This window comes from Pseudomonas sp. PS01301 (assembly GCF_029960215.1).
GTDB lineage: Bacteria > Pseudomonadota > Gammaproteobacteria > Pseudomonadales > Pseudomonadaceae > Aquipseudomonas > Aquipseudomonas coleopterorum.
Window position 1 is genome coordinate 92,129 of sequence record NZ_JASCPM010000013.1, and the last position, 26,892, is coordinate 119,020.

Annotated in this window: 22 protein-coding genes; 15 read left to right on the top strand and 7 right to left on the bottom strand. The window is 63.5% G+C overall.

Annotated elements, in window-relative coordinates; translation table 11 throughout:
* Nucleotides 1-3: 3 nt before the first annotated feature.
* Nucleotides 4-2,235 (bottom strand): DNA internalization-related competence protein ComEC/Rec2, encoded by a 2,232-nt coding sequence (locus QMX89_RS09430; protein WP_282347921.1) that lies wholly within the window; start codon nt 2,233-2,235, stop codon nt 4-6.
* A 147-nt stretch (nt 2,236-2,382) separates the two neighbouring features.
* Here QMX89_RS09430 and QMX89_RS09435 point away from each other — a divergent pair, with 147 nt between their 5' ends.
* The 3 genes from QMX89_RS09435 (at nt 2,383) to QMX89_RS09445 (ending at nt 5,143) form a co-directional block, all read left to right on the top strand.
* Nucleotides 2,383-2,895, top strand: coding sequence for a DUF2062 domain-containing protein (locus tag QMX89_RS09435; protein ID WP_122741577.1), 513 nt, complete (start codon nt 2,383-2,385; stop codon nt 2,893-2,895).
* Nucleotides 2,896-3,072: 177 nt separating this feature from the next.
* Nucleotides 3,073-4,371, top strand: a complete 1,299-nt coding sequence (locus QMX89_RS09440) for a serine/threonine protein kinase (protein ID WP_049861537.1) — start codon at nt 3,073-3,075, stop codon at nt 4,369-4,371.
* The gene (locus tag QMX89_RS09445; RefSeq protein WP_282347926.1) at nt 4,364-5,143 is read left to right on the top strand and encodes a VacJ family lipoprotein; all 780 of its coding nucleotides are present in this window, start codon (nt 4,364-4,366) and stop codon (nt 5,141-5,143) included. Before QMX89_RS09440 ends, QMX89_RS09445 begins: the two co-directional genes overlap by 8 nt.
* 76 nt (nt 5,144-5,219) lie before the next feature.
* Here QMX89_RS09445 and QMX89_RS09450 read toward each other — a convergent pair whose 3' ends face one another.
* The gene (locus QMX89_RS09450) at nt 5,220-6,152 is read right to left on the bottom strand and encodes a lipid A biosynthesis lauroyl acyltransferase (RefSeq protein ID WP_282347927.1); all 933 of its coding nucleotides are present in this window, start codon (nt 6,150-6,152) and stop codon (nt 5,220-5,222) included.
* 138 nt (nt 6,153-6,290) lie between these two features.
* Between QMX89_RS09450 and minC the strand changes: the two genes are divergently transcribed.
* From minC to QMX89_RS09480, 6 genes are all read left to right on the top strand, one after another.
* Nucleotides 6,291-7,016 (top strand): septum site-determining protein MinC, encoded by a 726-nt coding sequence (gene minC / locus QMX89_RS09455; protein WP_049861540.1) that lies wholly within the window; start codon nt 6,291-6,293, stop codon nt 7,014-7,016.
* A 153-nt stretch (nt 7,017-7,169) separates the two neighbouring features.
* The gene (minD, locus tag QMX89_RS09460) at nt 7,170-7,982 is read left to right on the top strand and encodes a septum site-determining protein MinD (RefSeq protein WP_049861541.1); all 813 of its coding nucleotides are present in this window, start codon (nt 7,170-7,172) and stop codon (nt 7,980-7,982) included.
* A complete protein-coding gene (minE, locus tag QMX89_RS09465; protein WP_049861542.1) occupies nt 7,982-8,236 on the top strand; it encodes a cell division topological specificity factor MinE in 255 nt (84 codons plus the stop codon). The genes minD and minE overlap by 1 nt, the downstream gene beginning before the upstream one ends.
* Before the next feature lie 89 nt (nt 8,237-8,325).
* On the top strand, nt 8,326-8,961 hold the full coding sequence (locus QMX89_RS09470; RefSeq protein WP_049861543.1) for an RluA family pseudouridine synthase: 636 nt from the start codon (nt 8,326-8,328) through the stop codon (nt 8,959-8,961).
* Between the two features lie 194 nt (nt 8,962-9,155).
* A complete protein-coding gene (locus QMX89_RS09475; RefSeq protein ID WP_056843373.1) occupies nt 9,156-10,445 on the top strand; it encodes a M18 family aminopeptidase in 1,290 nt (429 codons plus the stop codon).
* A 112-nt stretch (nt 10,446-10,557) separates the two neighbouring features.
* Nucleotides 10,558-12,696 (top strand): mechanosensitive ion channel domain-containing protein, encoded by a 2,139-nt coding sequence (locus QMX89_RS09480; RefSeq protein ID WP_049861545.1) that lies wholly within the window; start codon nt 10,558-10,560, stop codon nt 12,694-12,696.
* Between the two features lie 179 nt (nt 12,697-12,875).
* Here the strand turns inward: QMX89_RS09480 and ttcA are convergent, their stop codons facing one another.
* The gene (gene ttcA, locus QMX89_RS09485; RefSeq protein WP_049861546.1) at nt 12,876-13,700 is read right to left on the bottom strand and encodes a tRNA 2-thiocytidine(32) synthetase TtcA; all 825 of its coding nucleotides are present in this window, start codon (nt 13,698-13,700) and stop codon (nt 12,876-12,878) included.
* Nucleotides 13,701-13,864: 164 nt separating this feature from the next.
* Here ttcA and QMX89_RS09490 point away from each other — a divergent pair, with 164 nt between their 5' ends.
* The 3 genes from QMX89_RS09490 to QMX89_RS09500 are packed head-to-tail and all read left to right on the top strand — an operon-like array spanning nt 13,865 to nt 16,964.
* Nucleotides 13,865-14,359, top strand: coding sequence for a SprT family zinc-dependent metalloprotease (locus QMX89_RS09490; RefSeq protein ID WP_049861547.1), 495 nt, complete (start codon nt 13,865-13,867; stop codon nt 14,357-14,359).
* Nucleotides 14,360-14,400: 41 nt separating this feature from the next.
* Nucleotides 14,401-15,108 carry a 4'-phosphopantetheinyl transferase superfamily protein gene (locus QMX89_RS09495; protein WP_282347929.1) on the top strand — a complete coding sequence of 236 codons (708 nt, stop codon included), beginning with the start codon at nt 14,401-14,403 and terminating at the stop codon, nt 15,106-15,108.
* 38 nt (nt 15,109-15,146) lie between these two features.
* A complete protein-coding gene (locus QMX89_RS09500) occupies nt 15,147-16,964 on the top strand; it encodes a DUF4350 domain-containing protein (protein WP_282347930.1) in 1,818 nt (605 codons plus the stop codon).
* 15 nt (nt 16,965-16,979) lie between these two features.
* Here the strand turns inward: QMX89_RS09500 and QMX89_RS09505 are convergent, their stop codons facing one another.
* Both QMX89_RS09505 and QMX89_RS09510 read right to left on the bottom strand, forming a co-directional pair.
* Complete coding sequence (locus QMX89_RS09505; RefSeq protein ID WP_049861562.1) at nt 16,980-17,342, bottom strand: PilZ domain-containing protein; 363 nt, start codon at nt 17,340-17,342, stop codon at nt 16,980-16,982.
* Nucleotides 17,343-17,462: 120 nt separating this feature from the next.
* Nucleotides 17,463-17,837 carry a hypothetical protein gene (locus QMX89_RS09510; RefSeq protein ID WP_049861549.1) on the bottom strand — a complete coding sequence of 125 codons (375 nt, stop codon included), beginning with the start codon at nt 17,835-17,837 and terminating at the stop codon, nt 17,463-17,465.
* Nucleotides 17,838-18,027: 190 nt separating this feature from the next.
* Here QMX89_RS09510 and pyk point away from each other — a divergent pair, with 190 nt between their 5' ends.
* Nucleotides 18,028-19,482, top strand: a complete 1,455-nt coding sequence (gene pyk, locus QMX89_RS09515) for a pyruvate kinase (RefSeq protein WP_056843378.1) — start codon at nt 18,028-18,030, stop codon at nt 19,480-19,482.
* Between the two features lie 165 nt (nt 19,483-19,647).
* Here the strand turns inward: pyk and QMX89_RS09520 are convergent, their stop codons facing one another.
* Both QMX89_RS09520 and QMX89_RS09525 read right to left on the bottom strand, forming a co-directional pair.
* Nucleotides 19,648-20,577, bottom strand: a complete 930-nt coding sequence (locus QMX89_RS09520; protein WP_282347931.1) for an iron-sulfur-binding ferredoxin reductase — start codon at nt 20,575-20,577, stop codon at nt 19,648-19,650.
* Nucleotides 20,570-21,676, bottom strand: a complete 1,107-nt coding sequence (locus QMX89_RS09525) for a GGDEF domain-containing protein (protein ID WP_282347932.1) — start codon at nt 21,674-21,676, stop codon at nt 20,570-20,572. Before QMX89_RS09525 ends, QMX89_RS09520 begins: the two co-directional genes overlap by 8 nt.
* Before the next feature lie 330 nt (nt 21,677-22,006).
* Between QMX89_RS09525 and QMX89_RS09530 the strand changes: the two genes are divergently transcribed.
* Nucleotides 22,007-23,530 carry a fumarate hydratase gene (locus QMX89_RS09530; RefSeq protein WP_056843381.1) on the top strand — a complete coding sequence of 508 codons (1,524 nt, stop codon included), beginning with the start codon at nt 22,007-22,009 and terminating at the stop codon, nt 23,528-23,530.
* Nucleotides 23,531-23,673: 143 nt separating this feature from the next.
* Nucleotides 23,674-26,583, top strand: coding sequence for an RHS repeat-associated core domain-containing protein (locus QMX89_RS09535; protein WP_282347933.1), 2,910 nt, complete (start codon nt 23,674-23,676; stop codon nt 26,581-26,583).
* The last annotated feature ends 309 nt before the right edge of the window (nt 26,584-26,892 follow it).

The following is a 26,892-nucleotide window of genomic DNA, read 5'->3' on the forward strand; positions in this document are numbered from 1 at the left end:
AGCTCACGGCGCGATGGCCGCGTCACGCCAGAGACGTCGCTGGTCGCGCTGCCGCTGCACGGGACCATAGGTCCCCAATTGGACGCGCAATGCGCCCGCCTCGGCTGTGTCGTGAGGAGTGATGCCCAAGGCTTGGTAACGCGCCAGTACGTCGGCGTGTGGATGACCAAAGGTGTTGTCGTGTCCACGCGATATCAGCGCGGCGTGAGGCTGCACCGCTTCAAGGAACGGCTTGCTCGATGAGGTCTTGCTGCCATGATGCGGCGCCTGCAACCAATGCGCCTGAGGCGCCAGACCACTGGCGAGCAGGGCCCTTTCGGCCGACGCGTCGATGTCGCCTGCGAGCAACAGCCGTTCGCCGTTGGCTTCGACCCAGAGCACGCAGGAAGCGGGATTGCCGGGTACCGCCGACGGCCAGCGCCACAGCACGAACCTGACCTCATCCCATTCCCAACTACGACCCGGCTTGCAGGGCTGCGCCTGCCATGCGGCCGGCAGTGCGCCGGGTTCTCCGGCCAACGTCTGGGTGACTGGCAGGCGTCGCCGCACGGAGCCTGCACCGCCAGAGTGATCGAGGTGGGCATGACTGATGATCATCGCATCCAGGCGCCGTACGCCCAGCGCGACCAGGCTGGGCACGACGACACTGGTGCCGGCATCGACTTCGCCCAGCCCAGGACCGGTGTCATAGAGCAATTGGTGGTGGGCGGTGCGTACCAGCACAGCCAGGCCCTGGCCAACGTCCAGCACCCAGATATCGGCCTGGCCCACGGGCGGCGCCTGACGCGGGCCGAACAGCAGCAGCCCGAGCATCGGCACGCCCAGCCAGCGCAACGGCACGCCCGCTGGCAGCAACAGCAGCAGGATGCCGATCGCGAGCACCAGCCACACTTCTGGCGACACGCCGGGAGGCAACCAGGGAGGACTCCATTCGGCGGTCCAGGTCAGCCATTGAAACAGGCCGCGCAATGCGCCCCCGGCCAGCCACAACAGGCTTTCGCCGATCCAGGGCACTGGCAGCAGCACAGCCCCGGCCATGGCCACAGGCAGTACCACAAGGCTGATCCAGGGTACGGCGAGCAGATTGACCAGCGGCCCGCTGACACTGACCGGCAGGGCCAGGGCCACCATCACCGGCAGCAGACCGACAGCCACGCAGCACTGCGCACGGGTCCAGGCCTGCCACCAGCGCCACCCCCCGAGGCGCCCTGAGAACGTCAGCAGCAACACCCCCACGGCAGTGAACGATAGCCAGAAGCCGGGCTGCAGGCTCACCAGTGGGTCGACCAGCAACACCAGGGTGAACGCCAGCAGCAGCGGCCACCAGACGCCCAGGTGGCGAAAGCGCAGCCGCCACATCAGCACCAGGCCGATCATGATGCAGGCGCGACGTACCGGCACCTGGAAGCCGGCCAGCAATCCGTATGACACCGCGGCGGCGAACGCCAAGGCGCAGGCGCAGGGCAACCACGGCCACCGCGCCGGCCACAGGCCGACTTTGGCCAACAAAGCCACCAATCCATACACCAGCCCCGCCAGCAGGCCGACATGCTGGCCGGAAATGACCAACAGATGCACGGTGCCGGTGGCCTGGAGCACTTCCCACTGCTGGCGCGAGACCGCGGAACCGTCACCCAGCAGCAACGCGGCCAGGGTACCGCCCTGTTGTTGGCTGTCGACCGCCAGCAGACGCTGGCGCAGTCCATCGCGCCAGGCCAGGCGGGCTGCACGCACCCGCTCGCCGGCCTTGACGCTGCCCGTGGCGCCGAACCCCTTGGCCAGGGCCCAGGCCTGGGCGTCGAAACCGCCGGGGTTGATCAACGCACGCGGGCGTTTGAGTTTCACCGCCAGGCGCCAGCGTTCGCCGCTGGCCACCGGTGGGCCGCCGTACCAGGCCAGACGCAGCCGTGACGGCAACTGCGCGCGGCGCGACCAGGCATCCGTCAGCTCGAAGCGCACGGTGCTGCCGTTCACCGCCGGCAAGCCGACCACTTCGCCTTCGAGCCACAGGGTCTGCCCGTCGAGCGCCCGCGCCAACTGATCGTTCGTCGCCCAGTGGGCATGCAGACACGCCCAGCATAGCCCTAGCAAAAACAGCCCGCAGTGCCAGCGGCGCGACATCAGCAATAGCGATGCAACCGCCGCCATCCCCATCAACCAGCCCAGCGACGGCAAGGCTGGCAGCCCGCGCAGACACACCATCCCGGTCGCCAGCGCCAACATCGCCGTGCGCATACCTTCCTCCCTGGAAAAACCGCCGGCCAAGGCTAAGGGGAATCGCAGCGCGGCGCGCCTTATCAAATGTCACAAAGTCTGAGCTCCGACGTCGGGGAACTTGTGCATACTGCCGGACACATCCAGACAGATATGTGCGAGACCGCTATGCCGCGTCGCCTGTTCAAGCGCTACATGCCGGACCCAGAGACGATTCGCGAACACAAGTCGCTGCGATTTCTGGGTCGCCTCCTGCATGACGCCAACCTCTGGCACCTGAACCGTCATTCGGTGGCCCGGGCCATGGCGGTCGGGTTGTTTGCCGCCTTCATGCCGATTCCCTTGCAGATGCTGCTGGCTGCGGCGCTGGCGATCGTGGTGCGTGGCAACATGCCGATCGCGGTCAGCCTGGTGTGGCTGACCAACCCGATCACCATGCCGCCGGTATTCTATTGCACGTACAAGGTGGGCTCGTGGCTGTTGGGCCAGCCGCCCCGGCAACTGCCCGATTCCTATAGCTGGGACTGGGTCATGAGCCAGATGTCCACGCTGTGGCAGCCGTTTCTGCTCGGCTCGGTGGTGACAGGCGTGGTCCTGGGTGCCCTGGCCTACCTGTTGACCATGCTGTACTGGCGCTGGTGGGTGAGCCGCCAGTGGCGCCGACGCAAGCAACGGCGCTAGCGGTTCCCTGGCTGGCAGGGAAATCGGCACCCGCGCATCGCGGGGCCATTTCGGTGTATCGTGCGGCCGGTCAGGACGAGTGGTCGCGTTAAAAGTTCAGCGGTTTGGCAACTTGCCACCAGTGCGCTTGTCCTAGCCTCGAACGTCAACACAGCATTCTCCTCTAGGGACTCCGTCATGCTCCGATCATTGCGCTTCGCTGCCCTGCTTGGCGGCCTCATCATGAGTGCGTCCGCGTTGGCGAAGGATATCGACCCCGCCACCTATGGCTATCCGCTCACCAACCCGTTCGAGGCCACCATCGCGTCGACGCCGCCGGAGTTGCGCCCCAAGCTGCCTCTGGACGAAGACATCGATCAGGCCGACTACAGCCTGAACCTGCGCCCGGAGCGCGAGTTCATCCTGCCGGACAATTTCTGGGCGGTGAAGAAACTGCGTTATCGCCTGGCCCAGCAGGACCACGCAGCGCCGCTGATCTTCCTCATCGCCGGCACCGGCGCGCCCTATAGCAGCTCGCTCAACGAATACCTGAAGAAGCTGTATTACCAGGCCGGCTACCACGTTGTTCAGCTGTCCTCGCCGACCAGCTTCGACTTCATCAGCGCTGCCTCGCGCTTCGCCACACCGGGCGTGACCCGCGAAGATGCCGAAGACCTGTATCGAGTCATGCAGGCCGTGCGTGCACAGCATCCCAAGTTGCCGATCACTGAGTTCTATCTGACCGGCTACAGCCTTGGTGCGCTGGACGCGGCATTCGTCAGCCAACTGGATGAAACGCGCCGCAGTTTCAATTTCAAGAAAGTGCTGCTGCTCAACCCGCCGGTCAATCTGTACACGTCGATCACCAACCTCGACAAACTGGTGCAGACCCAGGTCAAGGGCATCAACAACAGCACCACGTTCTATGAACTGGTCCTGAACAAGCTGACGCGCTACTTCCAGCAGAAGGGCTACATCGACCTCAACGATGCCCTGCTCTACGATTTCCAGCAGTCCAAGCAGCACCTGTCCAATGAACAGATGGCCATGTTGATCGGCACCTCGTTCCGCTTTTCGGCCGCCGACATTGCCTTTACGTCCGACCTGATCAACCGCCGCGGGCTGATCACGCCGCCCAAGTATCCGATCAGTGAAGGCACCAGTCTCACGCCGTTCCTGCGCCGGGCGCTGCAGTGCGACTTCGACTGCTACCTGACCGAGCAGGTGATTCCGATGTGGCGCGCCCGCACCGATGGCGGCAGCCTGCTGCAGCTGGTGGATCAGGTGAGCCTGTATGGCATCAAGGACTACCTGCAGAACAGCCCCAAGATCAGCGTCATGCACAATGCCGACGACGTGATCCTGGGCCCTGGCGACCTGGGCTTCCTGCGCAAGACCTTTGGCGATCGCCTGACCGTTTACCCTTATGGCGGCCATTGCGGCAACCTCAATTACCGCGTCAACAGCGACGCTATGCTGGAGTTCTTCCGTGGCTAGAAAATTCCTGTTGATGGCAACGCTGCTCTGCGCAGGCTTTGCCCAGGCCGACGACAGCACCGTACAGAAGGTCGACAGCGACGGCTTCAAACAACCGTTGCAGGTACTCAAGTTCAACCCGGGCCTGGATCAGCGTGAGTTCGAGCGCTCCACCCTGACGGCGTTGAACGTGTACGACCCGCTGGAAAACCTGAACCGACGCCTCTACCACTTCAACTACCGCTTCGACGAGTGGGTGTTCCTGCCGGTGGTGAATGGCTACACCTATATCACGCCGTCGTTCCTGCGCACCGGCGTGAGCAACTTCTTCAGCAACCTGGGGGAAGTGCCGAGCCTGGTCAACAGTCTGCTGCAGTTCAAAGGCAAGCGTGCTCTGGACACGTCTGGACGGCTGTTGGTGAACACCACCCTAGGTGTGGCGGGGCTGTGGGATCCGGCGACCTGGTTCGGCCTGCAGAAACAGTCCGAGGATTTTGGCCAGACCCTGGGCTTCTACGGTGTACCCAACGGTGCCTACCTGGTGCTGCCGATTCTGGGTCCGTCCAACCTGCGTGACACCACTGGCCTGGTGTTCGACTTTGCCGTCGAGAACCAGATCAACTTCCTCAATGTGTCCGAGGTGAGCAGCAACCATCCGGAGCTGTGGGCACTGCGGGCCGTGGATCGGCGCTACAGCAACAGCTTTCGCTACGGCCAGATGAACTCGCCGTTCGAGTACGAGAAGGTGCGCTACGTGTATACCGAGGCGCGCAAGCTGCAGATCGCCGAGTAGGTGCATCTGCGACGGGTCTCTTCGCGGGTAGAACCTGCTCCCACAGGAACCGCGCGAAGAGGCCGTCAGGGCTGGCTCATCGACGCTTGTCGTAGAGTTTGGGGGCACCGGCCGGTCGTGACTTGAAGCGCCGGTGGGCCCACAGATACTGCTCAGGGCATTCGGTCACGGCCTGCTCCACCCACTGGTTGATGCGCAATGCATCAGCCGCTTCGCTTTCGCCGGGGAACCCTTCCAACGGCGGATGCAGAACCAACCGATAGCCACTGCCATCTTCCAGCCGTCGTTGTGTGAACGGGATGACCCGTGCCTTGCCCAGACGGGCGAAGTGGGTGGTCGCCGTCACCGTCGCGGCTTCGATGCCGAACAACGGTACGAAAATACTCTGCTTGGCGCCGTAGTCCTGATCGGGGGCATACCAGATCGCGCGGCCCTTGCGCAGCAGCTTGATCATGCCGCGCACGTCCTCGCGCTCCACCGCCAGCGAATCGAGATTGTGTCGCTCGCGGCCCTGGCGCTGCACGAAGTCGAACAACGCATTGCGATGCTCGCGGTACATGCCGTCGATGGTATGACGCTGGCCCAGCAGCGCCGCGCCAATCTCCAGGGTGGTGAAATGCAGGGCCATCAGAATCGCCCCCTCGCCGTCACGCTGGGCCGCTTGCAGGTGTTCAAGCCCCTCGATGTGCGCGAGCTTGGCCAGGCGTGCCCTTGGCCACCACCAACTCATGGCCATTTCGAAAAAGGCGATGCCGGTCGAGGCGAAGTTTTCCTTGAGCAGGCGTTTTCTTTCGACGGGCGGCATCTGCGGGAAGCACAGCTCCAGGTTGCGCGCCGCTACGCGGCGGCGTTCGCTGGCCACGCGGTACATGCCCAGACCCAGCCAGCGCCCCAGGCGCAGCAACGCGCCGTAGGGCAGTTGCACGACCAGCCACAACCCGCCCAGCCCCAGCCACAGGGGCCAGAAGCGCGGATGAAGAAAATATCGGCGAAAGCGCGGGCGTTCCATTGACGATTCCGTACAGGCAACAAGGCCGCGCATTCTACATGGGTTGACCTTCCATCGCTGCGTCGCGGCTTGCAGGGGAAGGTGGTTCTCGCTATAAGTCTCGGCACTTTTTTAGTTACAAGGCGCGTTTTGCCGACCATGAGCCAGACCGATCAGCTAGACCAGGAACCTGTGTTCCAACTCAAGGGCAGCATGCTCGCCATCACCGTGCTTGAGTTGGCGCAGAACAACCTTGCCGCCCTGGACCGCCAATTGGCAGCCAAGGTGGCCCAGGCACCGAACTTCTTCAGCAACACGCCGCTGGTGCTGGCGCTGGACAAGCTGCCCGCCAACCAGGGCAGCATCGACCTGCCCGGCCTGATGCGCATCTGCCGTCATCATGGCCTGCGGACCCTGGCAGTGCGCGCCAGCCGTATCGAAGACATCGCCGCAGCGATCGCCATCGACCTGCCCGTGCTGCCGCCGTCGGGCGCGCGCGAGCGGCCTCTGGAAGTTGAAGAAAAGAAGCCGGAAAAGCCGCCCGAGCCTTTGATCCAGCCCACTCGCGTGATCACCACGCCGATCCGCGGTGGCCAGCAGATCTATGCCCAAGGCTGCGATCTGGTGGTGATCAGCTCGGTCAGTTCGGGTGCGGAACTTCTCGCCGATGGCAACATCCATGTCTACGGCCCAATGCGCGGACGCGCCCTGGCCGGCATCAAGGGCGACCGCAAGGCGCGCATCTTCTGTCAGCAACTGGGCGCCGAGCTGCTGTCCATCGCCGGGCAATACAAGGTCTCCGAGGACCTGCGACGCGACCCGTTGTGGGGTTCGCCCGTTCAGGTCAGCTTATCCGGGGATGTGTTGAACATCACCCGTCTTTAACGGATACTGCCGCCATTTTCAGCGCAACTTTCAAATAGCGCGGTTGTCGCGCGGTACCGCTTCCAGTACCGCCGGCTCATGCAGTCCGCCGATGTTTTGAAGTCATGTTTTTTCGGGGATTAACCGTCCCTTTTTCAGTAGAGGTGATACACCTTGGCCAAGATTCTCGTGGTTACATCCGGCAAGGGTGGTGTGGGCAAGACCACCACCAGCGCCGCCATCGGCACCGGCCTCGCATTGCGCGGCCACAAAACCGTCATCATCGACTTCGACGTCGGCCTGCGTAACCTTGACTTGATCATGGGCTGCGAACGCCGCGTGGTGTACGACTTCGTCAACGTCGTGAACGGCGAAGCGACCTTGCAACAGGCCCTGATCAAGGACAAGCGCGTCGAGAACCTCTTCATCCTGGCTGCCAGCCAGACGCGCGACAAGGACGCCCTGACCAAGGAAGGCGTCGAGAAGATCATCAACGAGCTGTCCAAGACCCACGACTACATTCTGTGCGACTCCCCGGCGGGCATCGAGAAAGGTGCTCACCTGGCCATGTACTTCGCCGACGAGGCGATCGTGGTGACCAACCCGGAAGTCTCTTCGGTGCGAGATTCGGACCGCATGCTGGGCTTGCTGGCGAGCAAATCGCGCCGCGCCGAACAGGGCGAGGATCCGATCAAGGAACACCTGCTGATCACCCGCTACAGCCCCGAGCGCGTCAGCAAGGGCGAAATGCTGGGCGTCGAGGACGTCGAGGAAATCCTTTCGGTCCGTCTGCTGGGCGTGATCCCGGAATCCGAGGCCGTGCTCAAGGCATCCAACTCGGGTACGCCGGTGATCTTCGACGACCAGAGCGACGCCGGCCAGGCGTACAGCGATGCCGTCGACCGTTTGTTGGGCAAGGAAAAGCCGCACCGTTTCCTTGATTTCAAGAAAAAGGGCTGGATCGAGCGCCTGTTTGGAGGTCGCTAATGAATATTTTCGACTTCTTTCGCGATCGCAAGAAAGGCAGCACCGCGTCGGTTGCGAAAGAGCGTCTACAGATCATCGTGGCGCATGAACGCGGCCAACGCACGACCCCTGATTACTTGCCCGCCCTGCAGAAAGAGCTGGTGGAAGTGATTCGCAAGTATGTGAACATCGAGAGCGACCAGGTACAGGTTGCACTCGAGAATCAGGGTAGCTGCTCGATTCTGGAATTGAACATTACCTTGCCTGACCGCTGAGCCTCGCGCTCGGCTCCACGGCGGCCCGCCGGCCCTTTGTTGAAAAGGGTCGACGCGCCGCCGTTGGCGTTTCTGAGAGATAGACTTTCATGCCGTTGTCGAACATTCGCATCATTCACCAGGACGCTGCCGTGCTGGTCATCGACAAGCCGACCCTGTTGCTGTCGGTGCCGGGCCGCGCCGAAGACAACAAGGACTGCCTGATCACCCGCCTGCAGGAGAACGGGTTTCCCGAGGCGCGTATCGTGCACCGCCTGGACTGGGAAACCAGCGGGATCATTCTGCTGGCGCGGGATGCCGACAGCCATCGCGAGTTGTCCCGTCAGTTTCACGATCGCGAAACGGAAAAGGCCTACACCGCACTGGCTTGGGGGCAACCGGCGCTGGACAGCGGCAGTGTCGACCTGCCGCTGCGCTACGACCCGCCGACCAAGCCCCGGCATGTGGTGGACCACGAGCAGGGCAAGCATGCGCTGACCTTCTGGAAGGTGCTGGAGCGCTGCGGGGAGTGGTGCCGCGTCGAGCTGACGCCGATCACCGGGCGTTCGCACCAATTGCGCGTGCACATGTTGTCGATCGGTCATCCGTTGCTGGGTGACCGGCTGTATGCCCATCCGCAGGCGCTGGAGGCCCATGAGCGGCTGTGCCTGCACGCGAGCATGCTGGCATTCACCCATCCGGTGACAGGTGAGCGGATGAAATTCGAGTGTGCTGCGCCGTTTTGAATTGTGGTGGGGTCTTCACGGGTACGCCGGATACACTGCGGCGGGGCTTTCGCGGGCAAAGGGCTCGCCGCCCGCCCCGATCCCACAAGTACCGCGGTGGGGTCATCGTGGGCAGGGGGTTCGCCACCAAGGATTGAGCAGCCCTATCCGTGGGCAATCGGGTAAACTGGCTGCATTGCTGTCTGGAGTTTTCTATGCGCGAAGCTTTGAACCAGGGCCTGATCGATTTCCTCAAGGCCTCCCCTACCCCCTTCCACGCCACTGCCACCTTGGCGCGACGCCTCGAAGCAGCCGGTTTTCAGCGGCTGGACGAGCGCGAGAGCTGGAACACGGTGCCCGGCGGGCGCTACTACGTGACCCGCAACGATTCCTCGATCATCGCCGTCAAGCTGGGCAAGCACTCACCGCTGCTCAACGGGCTGCGCATGGTCGGCGCCCACACCGACAGCCCCTGCCTGCGCGTGAAGCCGCAACCCGAGTTGCAGCGCCAAGGCTTTTTCCAACTGGGTGTCGAGGTGTATGGCGGTGCCCTGCTAGCACCCTGGTTCGACCGCGACCTGTCGCTGGCCGGCCGGGTAACGTTTCGCCGCGACGGCAAGGTCGAAAGCCAGCTGATCGATTTCCGCCTACCGATCGCCGTGATACCCAACCTGGCCATCCACCTCAACCGCGAGGCCAATCAGGGCTGGGCGATCAATGCCCAGACCGAACTGCCGCCCGTGCTGGCCCAGGTAGCAGGGGATGAGCGCGTGGATTTCCGCGCTCTGCTGACCGAACAGCTGGCTCGCGAACACGGGCTGAACGCCGATGTGGTGCTCGATTACGAGCTCAGTTTCTACGACACGCAAAGTGCTGCGGTCATCGGCCTGAACGGCGACTTCATCGCCGGCGCGCGGCTCGACAACCTGTTGTCCTGCTATGCGGGCCTGCAGGCCCTGCTCGATACGCAAGGCGACGAAAGCTGCGTGCTTGTGTGTACCGACCATGAAGAGATCGGTTCCAGCTCCGCCTGTGGCGCTGATGGGCCGATGCTCGAACAGGTGCTGCAACGCCTGATCCCTGAGGGCGACGAGTACGTGCGCAGCATCCAGCGTTCGCTGCTGGTGTCGGCGGACAACGCCCACGGCGTGCACCCCAACTATGCCGAGAAGCACGATGCCAATCACGGACCCAAGCTCAACGCCGGGCCGGTGATCAAGGTCAACAGCAACCAGCGCTATGCGACCAACAGCGAGACGGCCGGGTTTTTCCGGCACCTGTGCATGGCGGTGGAAGTGCCGGTGCAGAGCTTCGTGGTGCGCAGCGACATGGGTTGCGGCTCGACCATCGGCCCGATCACCGCCAGTCACCTGGGGGTGAGGACCGTCGACATTGGCCTGCCGACCTTCGCCATGCATTCGATTCGCGAGCTGGCTGGCAGCCATGACCTGGCGCATCTGGTCAAAGTGCTGGGTGCCTTCTACGCCAGCAACGAGCTGCCCTAGTCACGCCCCTGCCGCGACGTGGCCCGACCTGAACACCCGTACGCGGGCAGAGGTCGTTCTCTGTCCGCGCAGGGCGCACCACCCAAACACCGATCTACAGGTGACTCCACTGATGGTCCTTTTCCTGCGCCTGGCGCTTGCCGTCCTGCTTTTGCTGCCCATTACCGCTCAGGCAGTCGGCCTGCCCGGCCTGTTGGGGGGCAGCTCGGAGAAGCCGGCCGAACAGCCCGCCCAGCCGTTGGGCCAGTCATTGGATCAGGTGATCCAGACCCTGGAAAACGACCAGCAACGCACCAAGCTGTTGAGCGACCTGAAAAAGCTGAGGGACAGTACCCGGCAGGCCCAGCCGGCCGCCGAGCAAGGCGTGCTGGGCATGATCGGCAGTGCCCTGGCCCACGTCGACCAGCAGTTTTCCGGGGACAACAGCCCGTTCCGGCGCTGGGGTGAGGAAGTCGCCCTGGCCCACGATGAATTGCTGGCGCTGGCCCTGCCCATGGCGGAATGGCCGCCAATCATCGGCGCTTTTTTGTTGATCATGCTGGTGTGGAGCCTGCTCGCCTACAGTCTGATCTGGATCGGCCATCGCGTGCGCCTGCGCTTCGGCCTGTCGGAAGAACTGCCGCAGCATCCACGCACCCTCGACCTGCTGCGCTTTGCCTTGCGCAAGCTCGGGCCGTGGCTGGTGGCGCTGGTGATTACCGTGTACGTGGGCTACGCGTTGCCTTCGTCGCTGGGCAAGAGCCTGGCCATGGTCATGGCCTATGCACTGGTGGTGGGCACGCTGTTCTCCGCGATCTGCGTGATCGCGTTTTCCCTGCTGGACGGTCCGCATCGGCACCGTGCCCTGAACATCCTGCGGCACCGGGCCTTTCGGCCGCTGTGGCTGATCGGCAGTTTCGCGGCCTTCGGCGAGGCGCTCAGTGACCCGCGCATGGTCGCCGCGCTCGGTCAGCACTTGGCCCACAGCGCGGCAACCCTGGCCAACGTTCTGGCCGCCCTGTCGACCGGCCTGTTCATCCTGCGCTTCCGTCGGCCCATCGCCCACCTGATCCGCAACCAGCCCTTGTCGCGGCGGCTGACGCGTCGGGCGTTGAGCGACACCATCGAGATTCTCGGCAGCTTCTGGTACCTGCCGGCCCTGGTGCTGGTGGGCATCTCGCTGTTCGCCACGTTCTTCTCGGCCGGCGACACCAGCACGGCGCTGCGTCAGTCGCTGATGTGCGCGGTGCTGCTGATCCTGTGCATGGTCATCAATGGCCTGATCCGTCGCCATGCCCTGCGCCCGCCCAAGGGTCCAAGGCGCCATGCCTTGTATTCAGAGCGCCTGAGTCACTTCGCCTACACCCTGATGCACCTGCTGATCTGGGTGGTGTTCATCGACCTGGGCCTGCGTGTGTGGGGCATGTCGCTGATCGGTTTCACCGAGGGCGATGGTCACGAAATCTCGGTGCGCCTGGCCAGCCTGGTGGGCACTCTGATTTTCGCTTGGCTGGTGTGGATTCTGGCCGATACCGGCATCCATCACGCCCTCACCCGTTCGCGCAAGGGCATGGCCAACGCGCGCGCGCAGACCATGATGCCGCTGATCCGCAACGTGCTGTTCGTGACCATTTTCATCATTGCCGCGATCATCGCCCTGGCTAACATGGGCATGAACGTGACGCCGCTGCTGGCGGGTGCGGGGGTGATCGGCCTGGCCATCGGTTTCGGTGCACAGTCGCTGGTGGCAGACCTGATCACCGGGTTGTTCATCATCATCGAGGACTCGCTGGCCATCGATGACTACGTGGATGTGGGCGGCCACCTGGGCACTGTCGAAGGCCTGACCATCCGCACGGTTCGCCTGCGCGACATCGACGGTATCGTGCACACCATTCCCTTCAGCGAAATCAAGAGCATCAAGAACTACTCGCGGGAATTCGGCTACGCCATCTTTCGTGTGGCGGTGCCCTACAGCATGGGGATAGACGACGCCATCAAGATGATGCGCGAAGTGGGCCAGAAGATGCGCAGCGATCCGTTGCATCGGCGCGATATCTGGTCTCCGCTGGAGTTTCAGGGGGTGGAAAGCTTCGAGTCGGGCACGGCGATCCTGCGCGCGCGGTTCAAGACCGGGCCGATCAAGCAGTGGGAAGTGTCGCGGGCCTTCAACCTGGCACTCAAGCGCCAGTTGGATGAGGCCGGGCTGGACCTGGCGACACCGCGCCTGAGCGTGCAGGTGGTCACGGCGGGGGCGGTTGGCGAGAAATAGCGGGGTAGCCTTTGCGGGCGGCTTGTTCGTCCACTTTTTTGTCACAGGAATTGAGGTGTGGCTCAGGCCCCATTCGCGGGCAGAGCCCGCTCCCACAGTGATCGCTGCGGGCTGAATTGTTTTCTCTGGGAGCCGGGCGGGCGGCTGAGGCCTCTGCCCGCGAAAGCGGCGCCGCGGTGTTACAGGTTCACCACATTGGCGATCCGCACCGGGGCGTTCTCGTCGATGCGCAGGTTGTGGAAATCGAACAGGTCGCGGTCGGCCAGCTGCGACGGCATCACGTTCTGCAGGCTGCGGAAGATACTGTCGGTGCGGCCGGGCGTTTTGCGTTCCCAGTCCAGCAGCATGTCCTTGACCACCTGGCGCTGCAGGTTCTCCTGGGAGCCGCACAGGTTGCAAGGGATGATCGGAAAGCCTTTGAAGTCCGAGTACGCCTGGATGTCTTTCTCATGGCAGTAAGCCAACGGCCGAATGACCACGTTGCGCCCGTCGTCGGCGCGCAGCTTGGGTGGCATGGCCTTGAGCGAGCCGTTGAAGAACATGTTGAGGAAGAACGTCTCGACGATATCGTCACGATGGTGACCCAGGGCCATCTTGGTCGCGCCGATCTGGTCGGCGAAGGTATACAGCGTGCCGCGGCGCAGGCGCGAGCACAGCGAGCAGGTGGTCTTGCCTTCCGGGATCAGCTCCTTGACCACCGAATAGGTGTCTTTCTCGACGATGTGGTATTCGACGCCCAGTTGTTCCAGGTAGGCCGGCAGCACATGCTCGGGGAAGCCCGGCTGCTTCTGGTCCATGTTCACCGCCACGATGCTGAACTGGATGGGTGCGACCTTTTGCAGGTGCAGCAGCACATCGAGCAGGGTGTAGCTGTCCTTGCCACCCGAGAGGCAGACCATGACCTTGTCGCCGTTCTCGATCATGTTGTAGTCGGCGACGGCTTCACCGGCCAGGCGACGAAGGCGTTTCTGCAGTTTGTTCTGGTTGACTGAAAGAGTGCCCATGGCGACAGGATCCCGCGAGGTGGGTGACAAAGGCCGGGCATTTTACGCACTTTGACGCGTGCCGTGTACCGTCTGCGAAGCGTGAGGGCCGCACGGCACCGACGGATGGCTCGGCACTGCACGGAGGTTGCGGCATAATCGCTGCACCTGGAGTGTGTCGAAGAATGCCCGAGCAACTCAATCAACGCGTCGAAGCCTGCTTTCGCCAGGCCGAGCTGTTTTTCAAGCGCCCTTTCCGGCGCCCGGTGGTCAGCACCCAGCTGCGCGGGCAGAAGGCCGGTGTGGCGCACTTGCACGAAAACCTGCTGCGCTTCAATCCGCAGCTCTACCGCGAGAATGCCGAAGACTTCCTCAAACAGACCGTGCCCCACGAGGTCGCGCACCTGGTGGCGCACCAGCTGTTCGGCGATCGCATCGCGCCTCACGGCGAGGAATGGCAACTGATCATGCGCGGTGTCTATGAACTGACCCCGCACCGCTGCCACAGCTACGCCGTGAAGCGTCGCCAGGTCATGCGCTACCTGTACAAATGCCCCTGCCCCGACAGCGAGTTCGCCTTCTCGGCGCAACGCCATGGCCTGGTCGGCAGAGGTCGCCGCTACCTGTGCCGGCGCTGCCGCCAGACCCTGGTGTTCAGCGGTGAAACGCGCGTGCAATGATCGCCATTCCCTTGCACGACCAGGCTGGGCAGAATGCGCACATGAATACAGCCCTCCCCGCTTGCCTGAGCGATCTGCGCCAACACTGGCCCTTGCCCGAGAACGTGCCCGGCGCACACTTGTTCAGCAGCCGTTTCGACCACGGCGCACTGACCGCCGAAGACTTCGCGCAGTGCGGCATTGCCCCGCCTGCGTCGATTCAGCGTTCGGTGGCCAAGCGTCAGGCCGAGTACCTGGCAGGACGGGTCTGCGCACGTGACGCGCTGCAGGCGTTGACCGGCGAGGCGCAGGTGCCGGCCATCGGCGCCGACCGCGCCCCGGTCTGGCCTGAGCAAATCGTCGGGTCGATCACCCACGGCAGCGGTCGGGCTGCAGCCGTGGTCGCCCATCGGGACCACTGCCTGGGGCTGGGTCTGGATATCGAAAGCCTGCTGCCAGCGGCGCGCGCCGAACGGCTGTGCGCGGAAATCCTCACCCCGGCGGAAATGACGCGGATGGATCCGGCGCAGGTGGATACGCTGGTCACCCTGACCTTCTCGCTCAAGGAAAGCCTGTTCAAGGCGTTGTACCCGTTGGTCGGGCAGCGTTTCTATTTCGAGCATGCCGAAGTGCTGCAGTGGTCGGCCGAAGGGCATGCGCGGCTGCGCCTGTTGACCGACCTGTCACCAGAGTTTGGCGAAGGATTCGAAATCGACGGGCAGTTTGCCTGGTTCGACGGACACCTGTTGAGCCTGGTAGCGGTCCGTTGAGGCCAGCCCAGGGGCAGCGTATCCGGCGTTCTGCGGCCTTGCTCGTCACGCTGGCCTTGTGGGTCAGCCTGACCGGCGCTACCGGTCCCGACAGCCCGCGCCTGCTGGACCAGACGCTAAATAGCCAGAGCGCCCGGCACTCCATCGCGCGCATCGTCGCTTCGCTTGCGCCAGGGGATACGCCCTATCAAAGCGCCCGCGACTTTCTGCAGGCTCAGGGGCTGGCCAACCACACGACAACCACTTGGGCCACCCTCGACACCCTGCCTGCAGCGGGAAACAGCCTGATGTTGCTGGACCGACAAACCCCGCTGTCCACCCAGCAGGTCGACCGACTGCTGGGCTGGGTACAGCGCGGCGGACGTCTGCTGACGGTGGCCGACGCCCTGTGGGACGAAGCCAGCGCCACCAGCGGCGATGCGTTGCTCGATCGCCTGCAGATCCGCGTTCAGTTGAGCGCGCAGCTGCCGCAGCTTCCCCCTGCTCCGGACGATGAGTACCCGAGCCTGACCAAGCTCTATCTGGAAGACGAAGAAGCACCGGCGTATTTCAGCTTCGATACGCAACGCCATCTGGATGATCCGACCGGCAAGGTTCAGGCATGGGCCAACAGCAATGGCGCCACCCATCTGATGCAGATGACCTATGGCGATGGCCTCATCACCCTGGTCAGCGATGCGCAACTGTGGAAGCGCGAGCAGATCCCGCGCTACGACAATGCCTGGCTGCTGTGGTACCTGAATCAGGGCAGTGACGTGACCTGGCTGTTCGAACCGGCGGCCGATCGGCCTGGACGATACGTGCGGTGGGCGCTGGTCGTGCTGTTGCTGGCGGCCGGGTCGGGGCTCTGGTGGATGAGGACGCGGCGGCGTCCCTACCAGGGCTTGAACGGGCTGGACCGACATCAGCTGCGCCGGCTACGTGGATACGGACGTCAGTGTCTGCGCGAGCAGGGTCCACAGGCGTTGCTCGGCCATCTGCGCCAAGACGTGCTGCAGCGCGCGTGTCTGCATCATCCCGGCTTCGACAAGCTCGCCGTTGCCGACCAGTGGCAGGTGCTGGCGCAACTGTCGCAGCATTCGACCCGCAGCGTTGGCGCCGCGTTGATGCCAGCCGGCCACCGACGTCTGTCGAGTCGAGCATTCACCCGCGCGGTGGCGCAACTGCAAAGCCTGCGGGACAGCCTGGGACCGATGTCGGTCGGCGCGAGGATCAACCGTCCTTTGAGTATGGCCGCAAGAGAGGCCGACCCAGTGGTAATGATGCTGCTGGACGGCGGCGCCTGGGCCGGCCACTGCGAAACCGACCTGAGGCATGCCGTGCACGCGTGTCTGCAAGTAGGCGAAGCAGCGCTGACGGACGGGTATGCCGTGGGCCTGCAGGTGTCATCCTGCGTGACGCCGGTGAGCCTGGCGGCGCAATCCGGGGCCGAGCAGCTGCAGCGAATGGCCGAAGCGCTTGCGCATCTGCAACCCTCCTCGACGGCGGGTGACTCGACCGCGACCCTGGATGCCTTGCTTGTCGAAGACGAGGCCATTGTGCTGGTGGTCATGGTCACCGGCTTCCAGGAGATTGACGAGCCGGACAGGGTTTCTGCGTTGGCCAAGGTAGCGGTGCGCCATCCGGTGCTGCTGGCCAGCTTGCGCGACGAAGCCCTCGAGCGCCTGCGTCAGCAGCCGGTCAAGACTCGGCGCGATGCCCTGCTCTATTGCGGGGTGATGCAGCGGCTGCTCTGGCGTCAGGGGCTGCACGATAGGCTGGTCGCGGCAGGTGTTACTGTCGTGGATGCATGGCCGGGAGAGATCGCCACCGAAGCGCTGCTGCGCTATCGAAGCCTGCGCCAGCCGCGCGCCTGAGTTTCAGGTTCTACGTCAGGCCGACGTGCCATGAGGATGGAACGTGAAATAGTGGCGCAACGCGTCTACCAGCTTGAGAAACTCCGTCGGCGCCGGGCCCTGCAGTTCGAAGCCTGAATCGTAGTGACCAGGGGTCGCGTCTTCCTTGCACCACAGGCAATGCGCCGACAGGTCGATCAGCTTGGGCTCGCCCTCGACCGAGGGGATTTTCACCTGCAGTTCGAACACCGGACCGACCAGCAGCGGCAGTTCGCTGATCAGCATCAGGCCGACGTCCGAAATGTTGCCCATGTAGCCCATGGCGCGGCCGGTGTAGCGGTTGTAGACCTTCAGGTAGTACGGCAACTGGTGCCGTTCGATCCGACGCTCGGTGTACATGATGGGTCTGCTGTAGATATCCGGCATAAGTGTCGCGTTCATCCTCTGTCGTTTCACAGGTCCACCCGTGCAGGTGCCCCAGGCGTTTTCCAGACCGCTTCAGGGTACAGGAAATTCACCTCAGAATGCCGCCGGACGTGGCTGTGCAGGCACACCAGGGTGCACGTGGCCAAGCTGATCCAGGGTTTGCAGACGTGCCTGGGCGCGGTAGGCGTACTCGCTGGAGGGATAGCGATTGATGATGTACTGGTAGGTCTGTGCCGCATCGACGTAGAGCTTCTGGCGCTCCAGGCACTGGCCTCGCAGCATCGAGACTTCCGGTTGCACGTACGGCCGCGAACGGCTCTTGCGGTCGACCTGGGACAGCTCCAGCACGACCTTTTCGCAGTTGCCGTCGTCATAGGCGCGGTAGGCGCTGTTCAGGTGCTGGTCCATCGACCAGCGGGTGCAGCCTGACACGGCAATGGCCAGGGCAATCAATACAAGCGCGCGCATGGGACTCTCCTGCCGCAGGGGGTATCAGGCTTTATCGACCTGTTGCCCGGAATCTTCAATACCCGGGCGTCCGATGCCGGCGCGCGCCAATCTTCTGCGTCCAAATCCTCTGCATCGAGTGCAGAGGAACGATGACGCCAGCGCAATTGAGGAGTAGCCTTTGCCAGCGCTTCAATAAAGGAGTCAGTGCATGACCGTTCGCCGTACCAAAATCGTTGCCACCCTGGGCCCCGCCTCCAACTCGCCGGAAGTGATCGAACAACTGATCAAGGCCGGCCTGGATGTCGCTCGCCTGAACTTTTCCCACGGTACACCGGATGAGCACAAGGCTCGCGCCCGTCTGATCCGCGAGATCGCTGCACGGCTGGGGCGTCACGTCGCCCTGCTGGGCGATCTGCAAGGTCCGAAGATCCGCATCGCCAAGTTCGCCAACAAACGCATCGAACTGAAGGTCGGCGACCGCTTCACCTTCTCCACCAGCCATCCGCTCACCGAGGGCAACCAGGACGTCGTGGGTATCGACTACCCTGACCTGGTCAAGGACTGCGGTGTCGGCGACGAGCTGTTGCTCGACGACGGCCGTGTGGTCATGCGCGTGGAAACCGCCACCGCCGACTCGCTGCATTGCTCGGTGCTGATCGGCGGCCCGCTGTCCGACCACAAGGGCATCAACCGTCGCGGTGGCGGCCTGACCGCCCCGGCCCTGACCGAGAAAGACAAGGCCGACATCAAGCTGGCCGCGGAAATGGACCTGGACTACCTGGCCGTGTCCTTCCCGCGCGATGCCTCGGACATGGAATACGCGCGCCAGCTGCGTGACGAGTCGGGCGGTACCGCCTGGCTGGTGGCCAAGATCGAACGCGCCGAAGCGGTGGCCGACGACGAGACCCTCGACGGCCTGATCCGCGCCAGCGACGCCGTCATGGTGGCGCGTGGCGACCTTGGTGTTGAAATCGGCGACGCCGAGCTGATCGGTATCCAGAAGAAGATCATCCAGCACGCCCGCCGCAACAACAAGGCGGTGATCGTGGCGACCCAGATGATGGAGTCGATGATCCAGAACCCGATGCCGACCCGCGCCGAAGTGTCCGACGTGGCCAACGCCGTGCTCGACTACACCGACGCCGTGATGCTTTCGGCCGAAAGTGCTGCCGGTTCCTATCCGATCGAAGCCGTGCAAGCCATGGCACGCATCATCGTCGGCGCGGAAAAGCACCCGACCAGCAAGAAGTCCAGCCATCGTCTGTACACCCAGTTCGAGCGCTGCGACGAAAGCATCGCGCTGGCCGCCATGTACACGGCGAACCACTTCCCGGGCGTGAAGGCGATCATCGCCCTGACCGAAACCGGGTACACCTCGCTGATCATGTCGCGCCTGCGCTCGTCGGTCCCGATCTTCGCCTTCTCGCCGCAGCGCGCCACCCAGGCCCGCGCCGCCATGTTCCGCGGGGTCTACCCGGTCGACTTCGATCCGGCCGTGTTGCCGCCGAGCGAAGTGAGCAAGGCCGCCATCGACAAGCTGCTGGAAATGGGCATCGTGCAACAGGGCGACTGGGTCATCCTGACCAAGGGCGACAGCTATGCACAGACTGGTGGCACGAACGGGATGAAGATCCTGCACGTGGGTGATCCGCTGGTCGATTGATGATTGCTCGCTGAAAGACCAAAGGCCCCGGGGTTGAAACCTCGGGGCCTTTTGCATTTCTGTAGGAGCGGTCTGTGGCCGCCAAGGGTGGGCTGCGGTGTGTCAGGTATAGCCTGAAACTCTTTTCGCGGCCGATGACCGCTCCTGGAGGGGACGGTCATCGCCTCAGCCGCGGCCGACGAACACGTCGCTGTACAGCTGGCTTCTGGGCAGCCCGGCCAGGAACAGCCGTCGGGAGAACTCTTCCACGCTGATTGGCGAGCCGCACACCAGCGCAATGGTCTGACGCGAGGAAAGCCGCAAGGGCGGTGGCTCGCCGGCCGGGAACTGCTCGACCATCAGGTTGGGATGCGCCTGGGCAAGCGCCCGCAAGGGTTCATCCAGATAGTGCTCATCGGCCATGTGCAGCACGCGGATCGGTCCCAGATGCCCTTGCCGCAACGCCTCGCGCAGCACACCCCACAAGGGAGCCAGACCGGTACCGGCGGCGAACAGCCACAGTGGCCGGGACTGCCATTCGGGATCGTAATGCAAGGCGCCGCCGCGGACTTCGCCTACCTGCACAACATCGCCCACCTTGAACTGACGGGCCTGATCGATGAAAGCGCCGGGGCGTCGACAACTCAGATGAAACTCCAGAAACTCGTCGGCCTGGGCGAGGCTGGCGATGGAATAAGGCCGCGCGACTCGCACTCCTGCGGCCGTCGCGGTCCAGAGCACCATGTGCTGCCCGGCGTGATAGCGCAGTTCACGTTCCGCCTGCAGCCGCAGGCGCAGCACGTTGGCCGACAGCCAGTCATGGCCGATCACTCGCGCAGCCGTACCGTCACCTTGAGGATCGAACACCGCCACCTGCAAGTCCTCGACAATTTGACACTGGCAGGCCAGGCGCCAGCCCTGCTTGCGCTTGCCGACACTCAGGGCGTCAGGTTTGCGGTCGTGGGGCTCGCCAGCCAGGCAGCGCACCAGACACGCATGGCAACTGCCTGCGCGACAACTGAAAGGCACCTGCAGGCCGGCCTCGTTGAGGGCATCGAGCAGGTTGCTGCCGGCCGCGACCGTCCAGCGCTGCCGGCCTGTTTCCAGTTCAGGCATCGGCCATGTCCCAAGCTGCCGCGCAGCGGTTGCGACCCTCGCGCTTGGCCCGATACAGCGCCTGGTCGGCACGCTGCAGCGCGTCATCCAGATCGTCGCCCGGCGCCAGCAAGGTCATGCCCACCGACAGACTCAGATTGGCCGCGCCCAGGCCCTGCGGGTCGGCGTCGGCAAACGCGCGACGCAGCCGCTCGCAGCTGCGCACCAGATGATCCGCATCGACTTGCGGCATCAACAGCACGAATTCTTCGCCGCCATAGCGGGCCAGTACATCGGTATCGCGCAGGCAGTCCTGGGTCACGGCGGCAAAGGCCTGCAGCACCTGATCACCGGCTGCGTGGCCGTGGATGTCGTTGATGCGCTTGAAGTGATCGAGGTCGATCAAAGCCAAGCCATGCTCGACACCCGGCTTGAGCGTGGCCAGCTCGCGCGACGCCAGGCGCAGGAAATGCCGACGATTGAACAGGCCCGTGAGTTCGTCGGTGGCCACCAGGTCTTCGAGCTGGCGCATCATGCCGCGCAGGGTGTCCTGGTGCGCCTGCAGGGCGTAGCGACGCTGGCGCATGCGCTGGCGCGAGCTCTGCACGTAGCTGGCGTACATGCATAACCACAGCAGCACCACCAGCATGGCGCAGATCTGCAGCGTGGCCAGCCCCGGATCCGGCAGCGCCATGCGATAGGCTTCCCACAGATTGACCCCGACGAAGGCGACGAACACCACCAGCGCACAGCGCACGAACGCCAGGCGCGGCAGGTGGAACACGCCGAACAGCAGGATCAATACGTACACCACCATGAAGGTGCCGCGAGCCACTTCCAGATTGGCGATCAGCCAGGTATGCCAGGCCACGGCCAGCAGCACTTGGAACTCGGTAAGGCTGGGGTCGCGAAAGCGCTGATTGGTGCCGCTGCGGAAGACCCAGTACAGCACGCCCTGGCTGACGACGACCAGGCAAGTACTGCCCACCGCTGTCACCAGCGACACGCTGCAATACTGAGTCAGGATGGCCACCCACACGAGCACCAGCACCAACGCATAGGTGCAGGCAGCCAGCGAGAAACGCTTGATCAGTAGATGTTGAAGGGCGGACTCGGTCACTCGCAGACTCGCTGTGCTGAACGGGAATCCATCCCCTGATTGCACCGTAACAGTGCAAAGGTGTGATGCCATAATAATGGCCAAGGGGTCAAATAACTATTCAATTTTGGAGGGCTCGACGAAGTCTACCGGGTATCGGACCAACGGTGTATCCGCCTCAACCCCACGCCATTCCATCGATCCAGCGTGTCAGCTCGGTTCAGCCGCGCTATACTGCCGCGCCTTTTTCGCGCCAACCTGCTACACGTTGACGCACCTCGAAAGCCGTGCGCCAGGCTAGACCTGACCCGCTTTCTTAACGAATGTTCCCCACCAAGAGGAGCGCGCCCCATGACCGTGATCAAACAAGACGACCTGATTCAGAGCGTCGCCGACGCCCTGCAATTCATTTCCTATTACCACCCCGTGGACTTCATCCAGGCCATGCACCAGGCCTACCTGCGTGAAGAGTCCCCGGCGGCGCGCGACTCCATCGCCCAGATCCTGATCAACTCGCGCATGTGCGCCACCGGCCACCGGCCGATCTGCCAGGACACCGGCATCGTCACCGTGTTCGTGCGCGTGGGCATGGACGTGCGCTGGGACGGCGCCACCATGGGCCTGGACGACATGATCAACGAGGGCGTGCGTCGCGCCTACAACCTGCCGGAAAACGTCCTGCGCGCCTCGATCCTGGCCGACCCGGCCGGCGCTCGCAAGAACACCAAGGACAACACTCCGGCGGTGATCCACTACTCCATCGTGCCCGGCAACACCGTGGAAGTGGACGTGGCAGCCAAGGGTGGCGGCTCCGAGAACAAGTCGAAGATGGCCATGCTCAACCCGTCCGATTCGATCGTCGACTGGGTCCTGAAGACCGTACCGACCATGGGCGCGGGCTGGTGCCCGCCCGGCATGCTCGGCATCGGTATCGGCGGCACGGCCGAAAAGGCTGCGGTAATGGCCAAGGAAGTGCTGATGGAGTCCATCGACATCCACGAACTCAAGGCCCGCGGCCCGCAGAACCGTCTCGAAGAGATCCGTCTGGAGCTGTTCGACAAGGTCAACCAGCTGGGCATCGGCGCTCAGGGCCTCGGCGGCCTGACCACTGTGCTCGACGTGAAGATCATGGACTACCCGACCCACGCCGCCTCGCTGCCGGTGTGCATGATCCCCAACTGCGCCGCGACCCGTCACGCCCACTTCGTGCTCGACGGTTCCGGCCCGGCCGAGCTGGAAGCGCCGGACCTGGACGCCTACCCGGAAATCGTCTGGGAAGCCGGCCCGTCGGCTCGCCGCGTCAACCTCGACACGCTGACGCCTGAAGAAGTGCAAAGCTGGCAGCCGGGCGAGACCATCCTGCTCAACGGCAAGATGCTCACCGGTCGCGACGCGGCGCACAAGCGCATGGTCGAGATGCTGAACAAGGGTGAAACCCTGCCGGTGGACCTCAAGGGCCGCTTCATCTACTACGTCGGCCCGGTTGATCCGGTCCGCGAAGAAGTGGTCGGTCCGGCTGGCCCGACCACCGCCACGCGAATGGACAAGTTCACCCGGCAGATCCTCGACCAGACCGGCCTGCTGGGCATGATCGGCAAATCCGAGCGTGGCCCGACCGCCATCGAAGCGATCAAGGATCACAAGGCCGTGTACCTGATGGCCGTGGGCGGCGCAGCCTACCTGGTGGCCCAGGCCATCAAGAAATCGCGCGTAGTGGCTTTCGAAGAGCTGGGCATGGAAGCCATCTACGAGTTCGACGTCAAGGACATGCCCGTGACCGTGGCCGTCGACAGCAAAGGCGAGTCGGTACACATTACCGGCCCGGCCATCTGGCAGGGCAAGATCGCCGAAAGCCTGGCGGTTGAAGTGCAGTAAACACTGCGTGCGACCCGCGAAAGCCCGGCCATCGTGCCGGGCTTTTTCGTTTCAGCCAGCTTGTCTAGCTGGTACATTTGACAGTATCGCCAACGGCGGCTTGGGCATAGAAAGGGTGGTTTTGCAATAGGAGCAATTCCATCATGACGGGCTCGAACCGTTCACAGTCGTACAGCACCTTCAAAAACACCCCGATGCTCAGCGTCCTCGATGGCCGCGGGCTGGCCGTGGCCGAAGTGCTGTACCACCGCCATCCCGAGCAATTGGAAATCGTTGAAGCGCGCATCACCCGGCACGCTTTCAGCGCTTCTGGCCAACACCTCGCCTCCGTCGATCCGCGCCTCCACGCTCACGTTCGGCGGGATGGCAGTTACACCCCCAATATTCGCTACCAACGTTCCCTGGCAGGCAAGGTGTTGAGCAGCGACAGTGTCGATGCCGGGCGCAACTACCAGCTGGACGATGCGTTGAGCAGACCGGCTCTGAGCCTCTCCGCCACCGGCGTCAAACGCACCTGGGCCTATCTGGCCAACCAGCCCGCGGACCGAGTCAGCACCGTCACCGAACACACCGAGGCCGGCGCGGGCAAGGTGATCGAGCGCTTCATCTGGGCCACCCCCAGCGCCTCCATGCAAGCGCTCAACCTGAGCGGTCGCTGTGTCAGGCATTACGACACGGGCGGCCTGCACCAGCGTTCGGCCCTGAGCGTCAACGGCACAGTACTGTGTGAAAGCCGTCGACTGTTGCGCGGCGACAGCCAAGCGAACTGGCAGGGCACCGATGAACAGGCCTGGAATGCCCTGCTGGACACCGACGCGCTCACCCACCAATACCAGCTCGACGCCACCGGCACCCTGATCACGCAGATCGACCCGCAGTTGCACCGCCAGCGCATTGCCTACGACCGACTTGGCTTGCAAAAGGCCAGTTGGCTGCGCCTCAACGGCCAGGTCGAACAACCGGTGGTGATTGCCCAGCACTACAGTGAAAGCGGCCAACTGCTGCGCAAGGAACAGGGTAATGGCGTGCTCAGCACCTTCACCTACGACCCTTGCGATTTGCGTCTGGTGGGCGTGTGCGTCGAGCGTCCGGCTGGCCATCGACTCGGGGCGCAACGCCTGCAGGATTTGCGCTACAGCTACGATCCAGCCGGCAACGTGACGGCAGTGGAAGACACGGCGCAGGCCACCCGCTTCTGGCGTAACCAGCAGGTGCCCGCGCAGAGCCGCTTTGTTTATGACAGCCTCTATCAGTTGGTGAGTGCCAGCGGCCGCGAGTGTGCCAGCCATTCACGCCAGGGCGCGCCGAGCACGCCCATGCTGCTCGACGATGGCGCGGTGACGCTGTATACGCGGACCTATCAATACGACCGTGCCGGTAACCTCGTTCGCCTGCGCCACAGCGCACCGGCCAGTGGCAACAACTACACCCGCCATATCACCGTTGCGACTTCCAGCAACCGCGCCGTGCCGGGCGAACTGAGCGAAGACCCCAATCAGGTCGATTGCCTGTTCGACGCCGCCGGCCACCAACTGCATCTACGCCCCGGCCAACCTCTGAGCTGGACACCCCGCGGGCAGTTGCAGAGTGTCACCGCACTGCGCCGTGAAGGCCAAATGCCCGACGACGAACGCTACCAATACACCGCAGACGGGCAACGCATCAGTAAACGAGCCAGCGCTCAGGGCGGCGCCCAACAGCAGACCCGGCGCACGGTTTACCTGCGCGATCTCGAACTGCACACCCAGCATGTGGGTGAAACCCTCACCCAACAGTGGCAGACGATCAGCGTCGGCGCGCCCGGCAGTGGCCAGCTTCGGGCGCTGCTGTGGACGCAGGGTAAACCGGATGGCGTCGACAACGGCGCCCTGCGTTACAGTTACGACGACTTGATTGGCAGCGGCGGGCTTGAAGTCGATGGCGAGGGTGCTCTGATCAGTCGCGAAGAGTACTACCCTTTCGGCGGCACTGCCGTGTGGGCGGCACGCAACGAACTGGAGGCCTGCTACAAGACCATTCGCTATTCGGGCAAGGAGTGCGACGCCAGTGGCCTGTATTACTACGGCCACCGCTATTACCAGCCGTGGGCCTGTCGCTGGCTGAGCGCCGACCCGGCCGGCACCATCGATGGCTTGAACCTGTTCAGGATGGTGCGCAACAACCCCATGACCCTGCGCGATGCCGACGGCCTTGAGCCTAGCGGTGCCCAGCAGCCCAACGGGTTGTACGCGCCGAAGCTGCGTACGGGCGCCAGCCGCAATCGAAAAGACGCCTCCATCGCCGAGACGCCGGCCGACATCTATGACTTTCCGACACTGCACGCGCAACCGGTGACGCTGCGCGACGTGCTGAGCGATGGCAGCCAGGCCAGCGAACTCTTGGTAACCGATTTGCTTGCCCCGCAAAAAGTGTCTTCCTCCCCGGCCACCCTATCGAAGATAACAAATCTCCAAGGCGGTGGGCAGTTGCTCTTCGGTGCGCTCAAAATGACGGACCAAGGCAGAAGCTACAACGCCCTGGTCGTGACCGACCCGAGCGCCGCACATCCCGTGGCGGCCAGTGAATACGCCTACTGGGCACCCCAGGGGGGCTATGTCGACATTCCCATTCACCCAAGCCAGGGTCAACCGGAATTGGTGCTCACGCCAGGCTTCAGCGGGTGTACCTTGGCCGTCGACCAGATGGATGGCCAAACGCTGCGGGTCCGGCATGTGCAAGGCTTCAAGGAAGACGACGAGTACAACAACCTGAGCAGCGGTGAACATGGTCTGGGTATGGTCAATGCCATGGAGTACCCCGACTATGGCTACCATCAGGACAGCACCGGCGCCATCATCGAGAACGTAAACGCCACAGCGTTCATGCTTTACGACCGTTCAGCTCGGCAATGGAGTCTTCATCACCAAAACCAGATGAACCCTCCGGGCATCGCCAAGATTGAGAACACAACTACTGGCTTGTTCAAGAAACAGGTCACTCGGCAGGTTACAGCCCGCTTCTCCAAGACAGCGCGTGTGATCAGCAGCCACAAGATTGCCCTGAAGACTGCGTAAAGCGCACACGGCAAGTTGCCCCAGGCGGGGCAGCTTGCCGTGTGTACCCCTGACCTTGGCATCTCACTCCCCCCTCCCTACACCCACCTGGAAGCCTTGCCTACCTATCACTTCTACGGATACCACCAAGTATTCGCGCACCGTAAAACGTCAGGCTGTCATTTCCCTGAACGAGTGCGAACCATGAACACGCCTGAACTGCCCGATCCCATCTTCGACAACGACGAAGACCTGACCCCTGAAATCGAACTGCCGGCTGAGCAGGAGCCGGTCTACAACCCACTGTTCGAAAACCTCGTACCCCAGCAG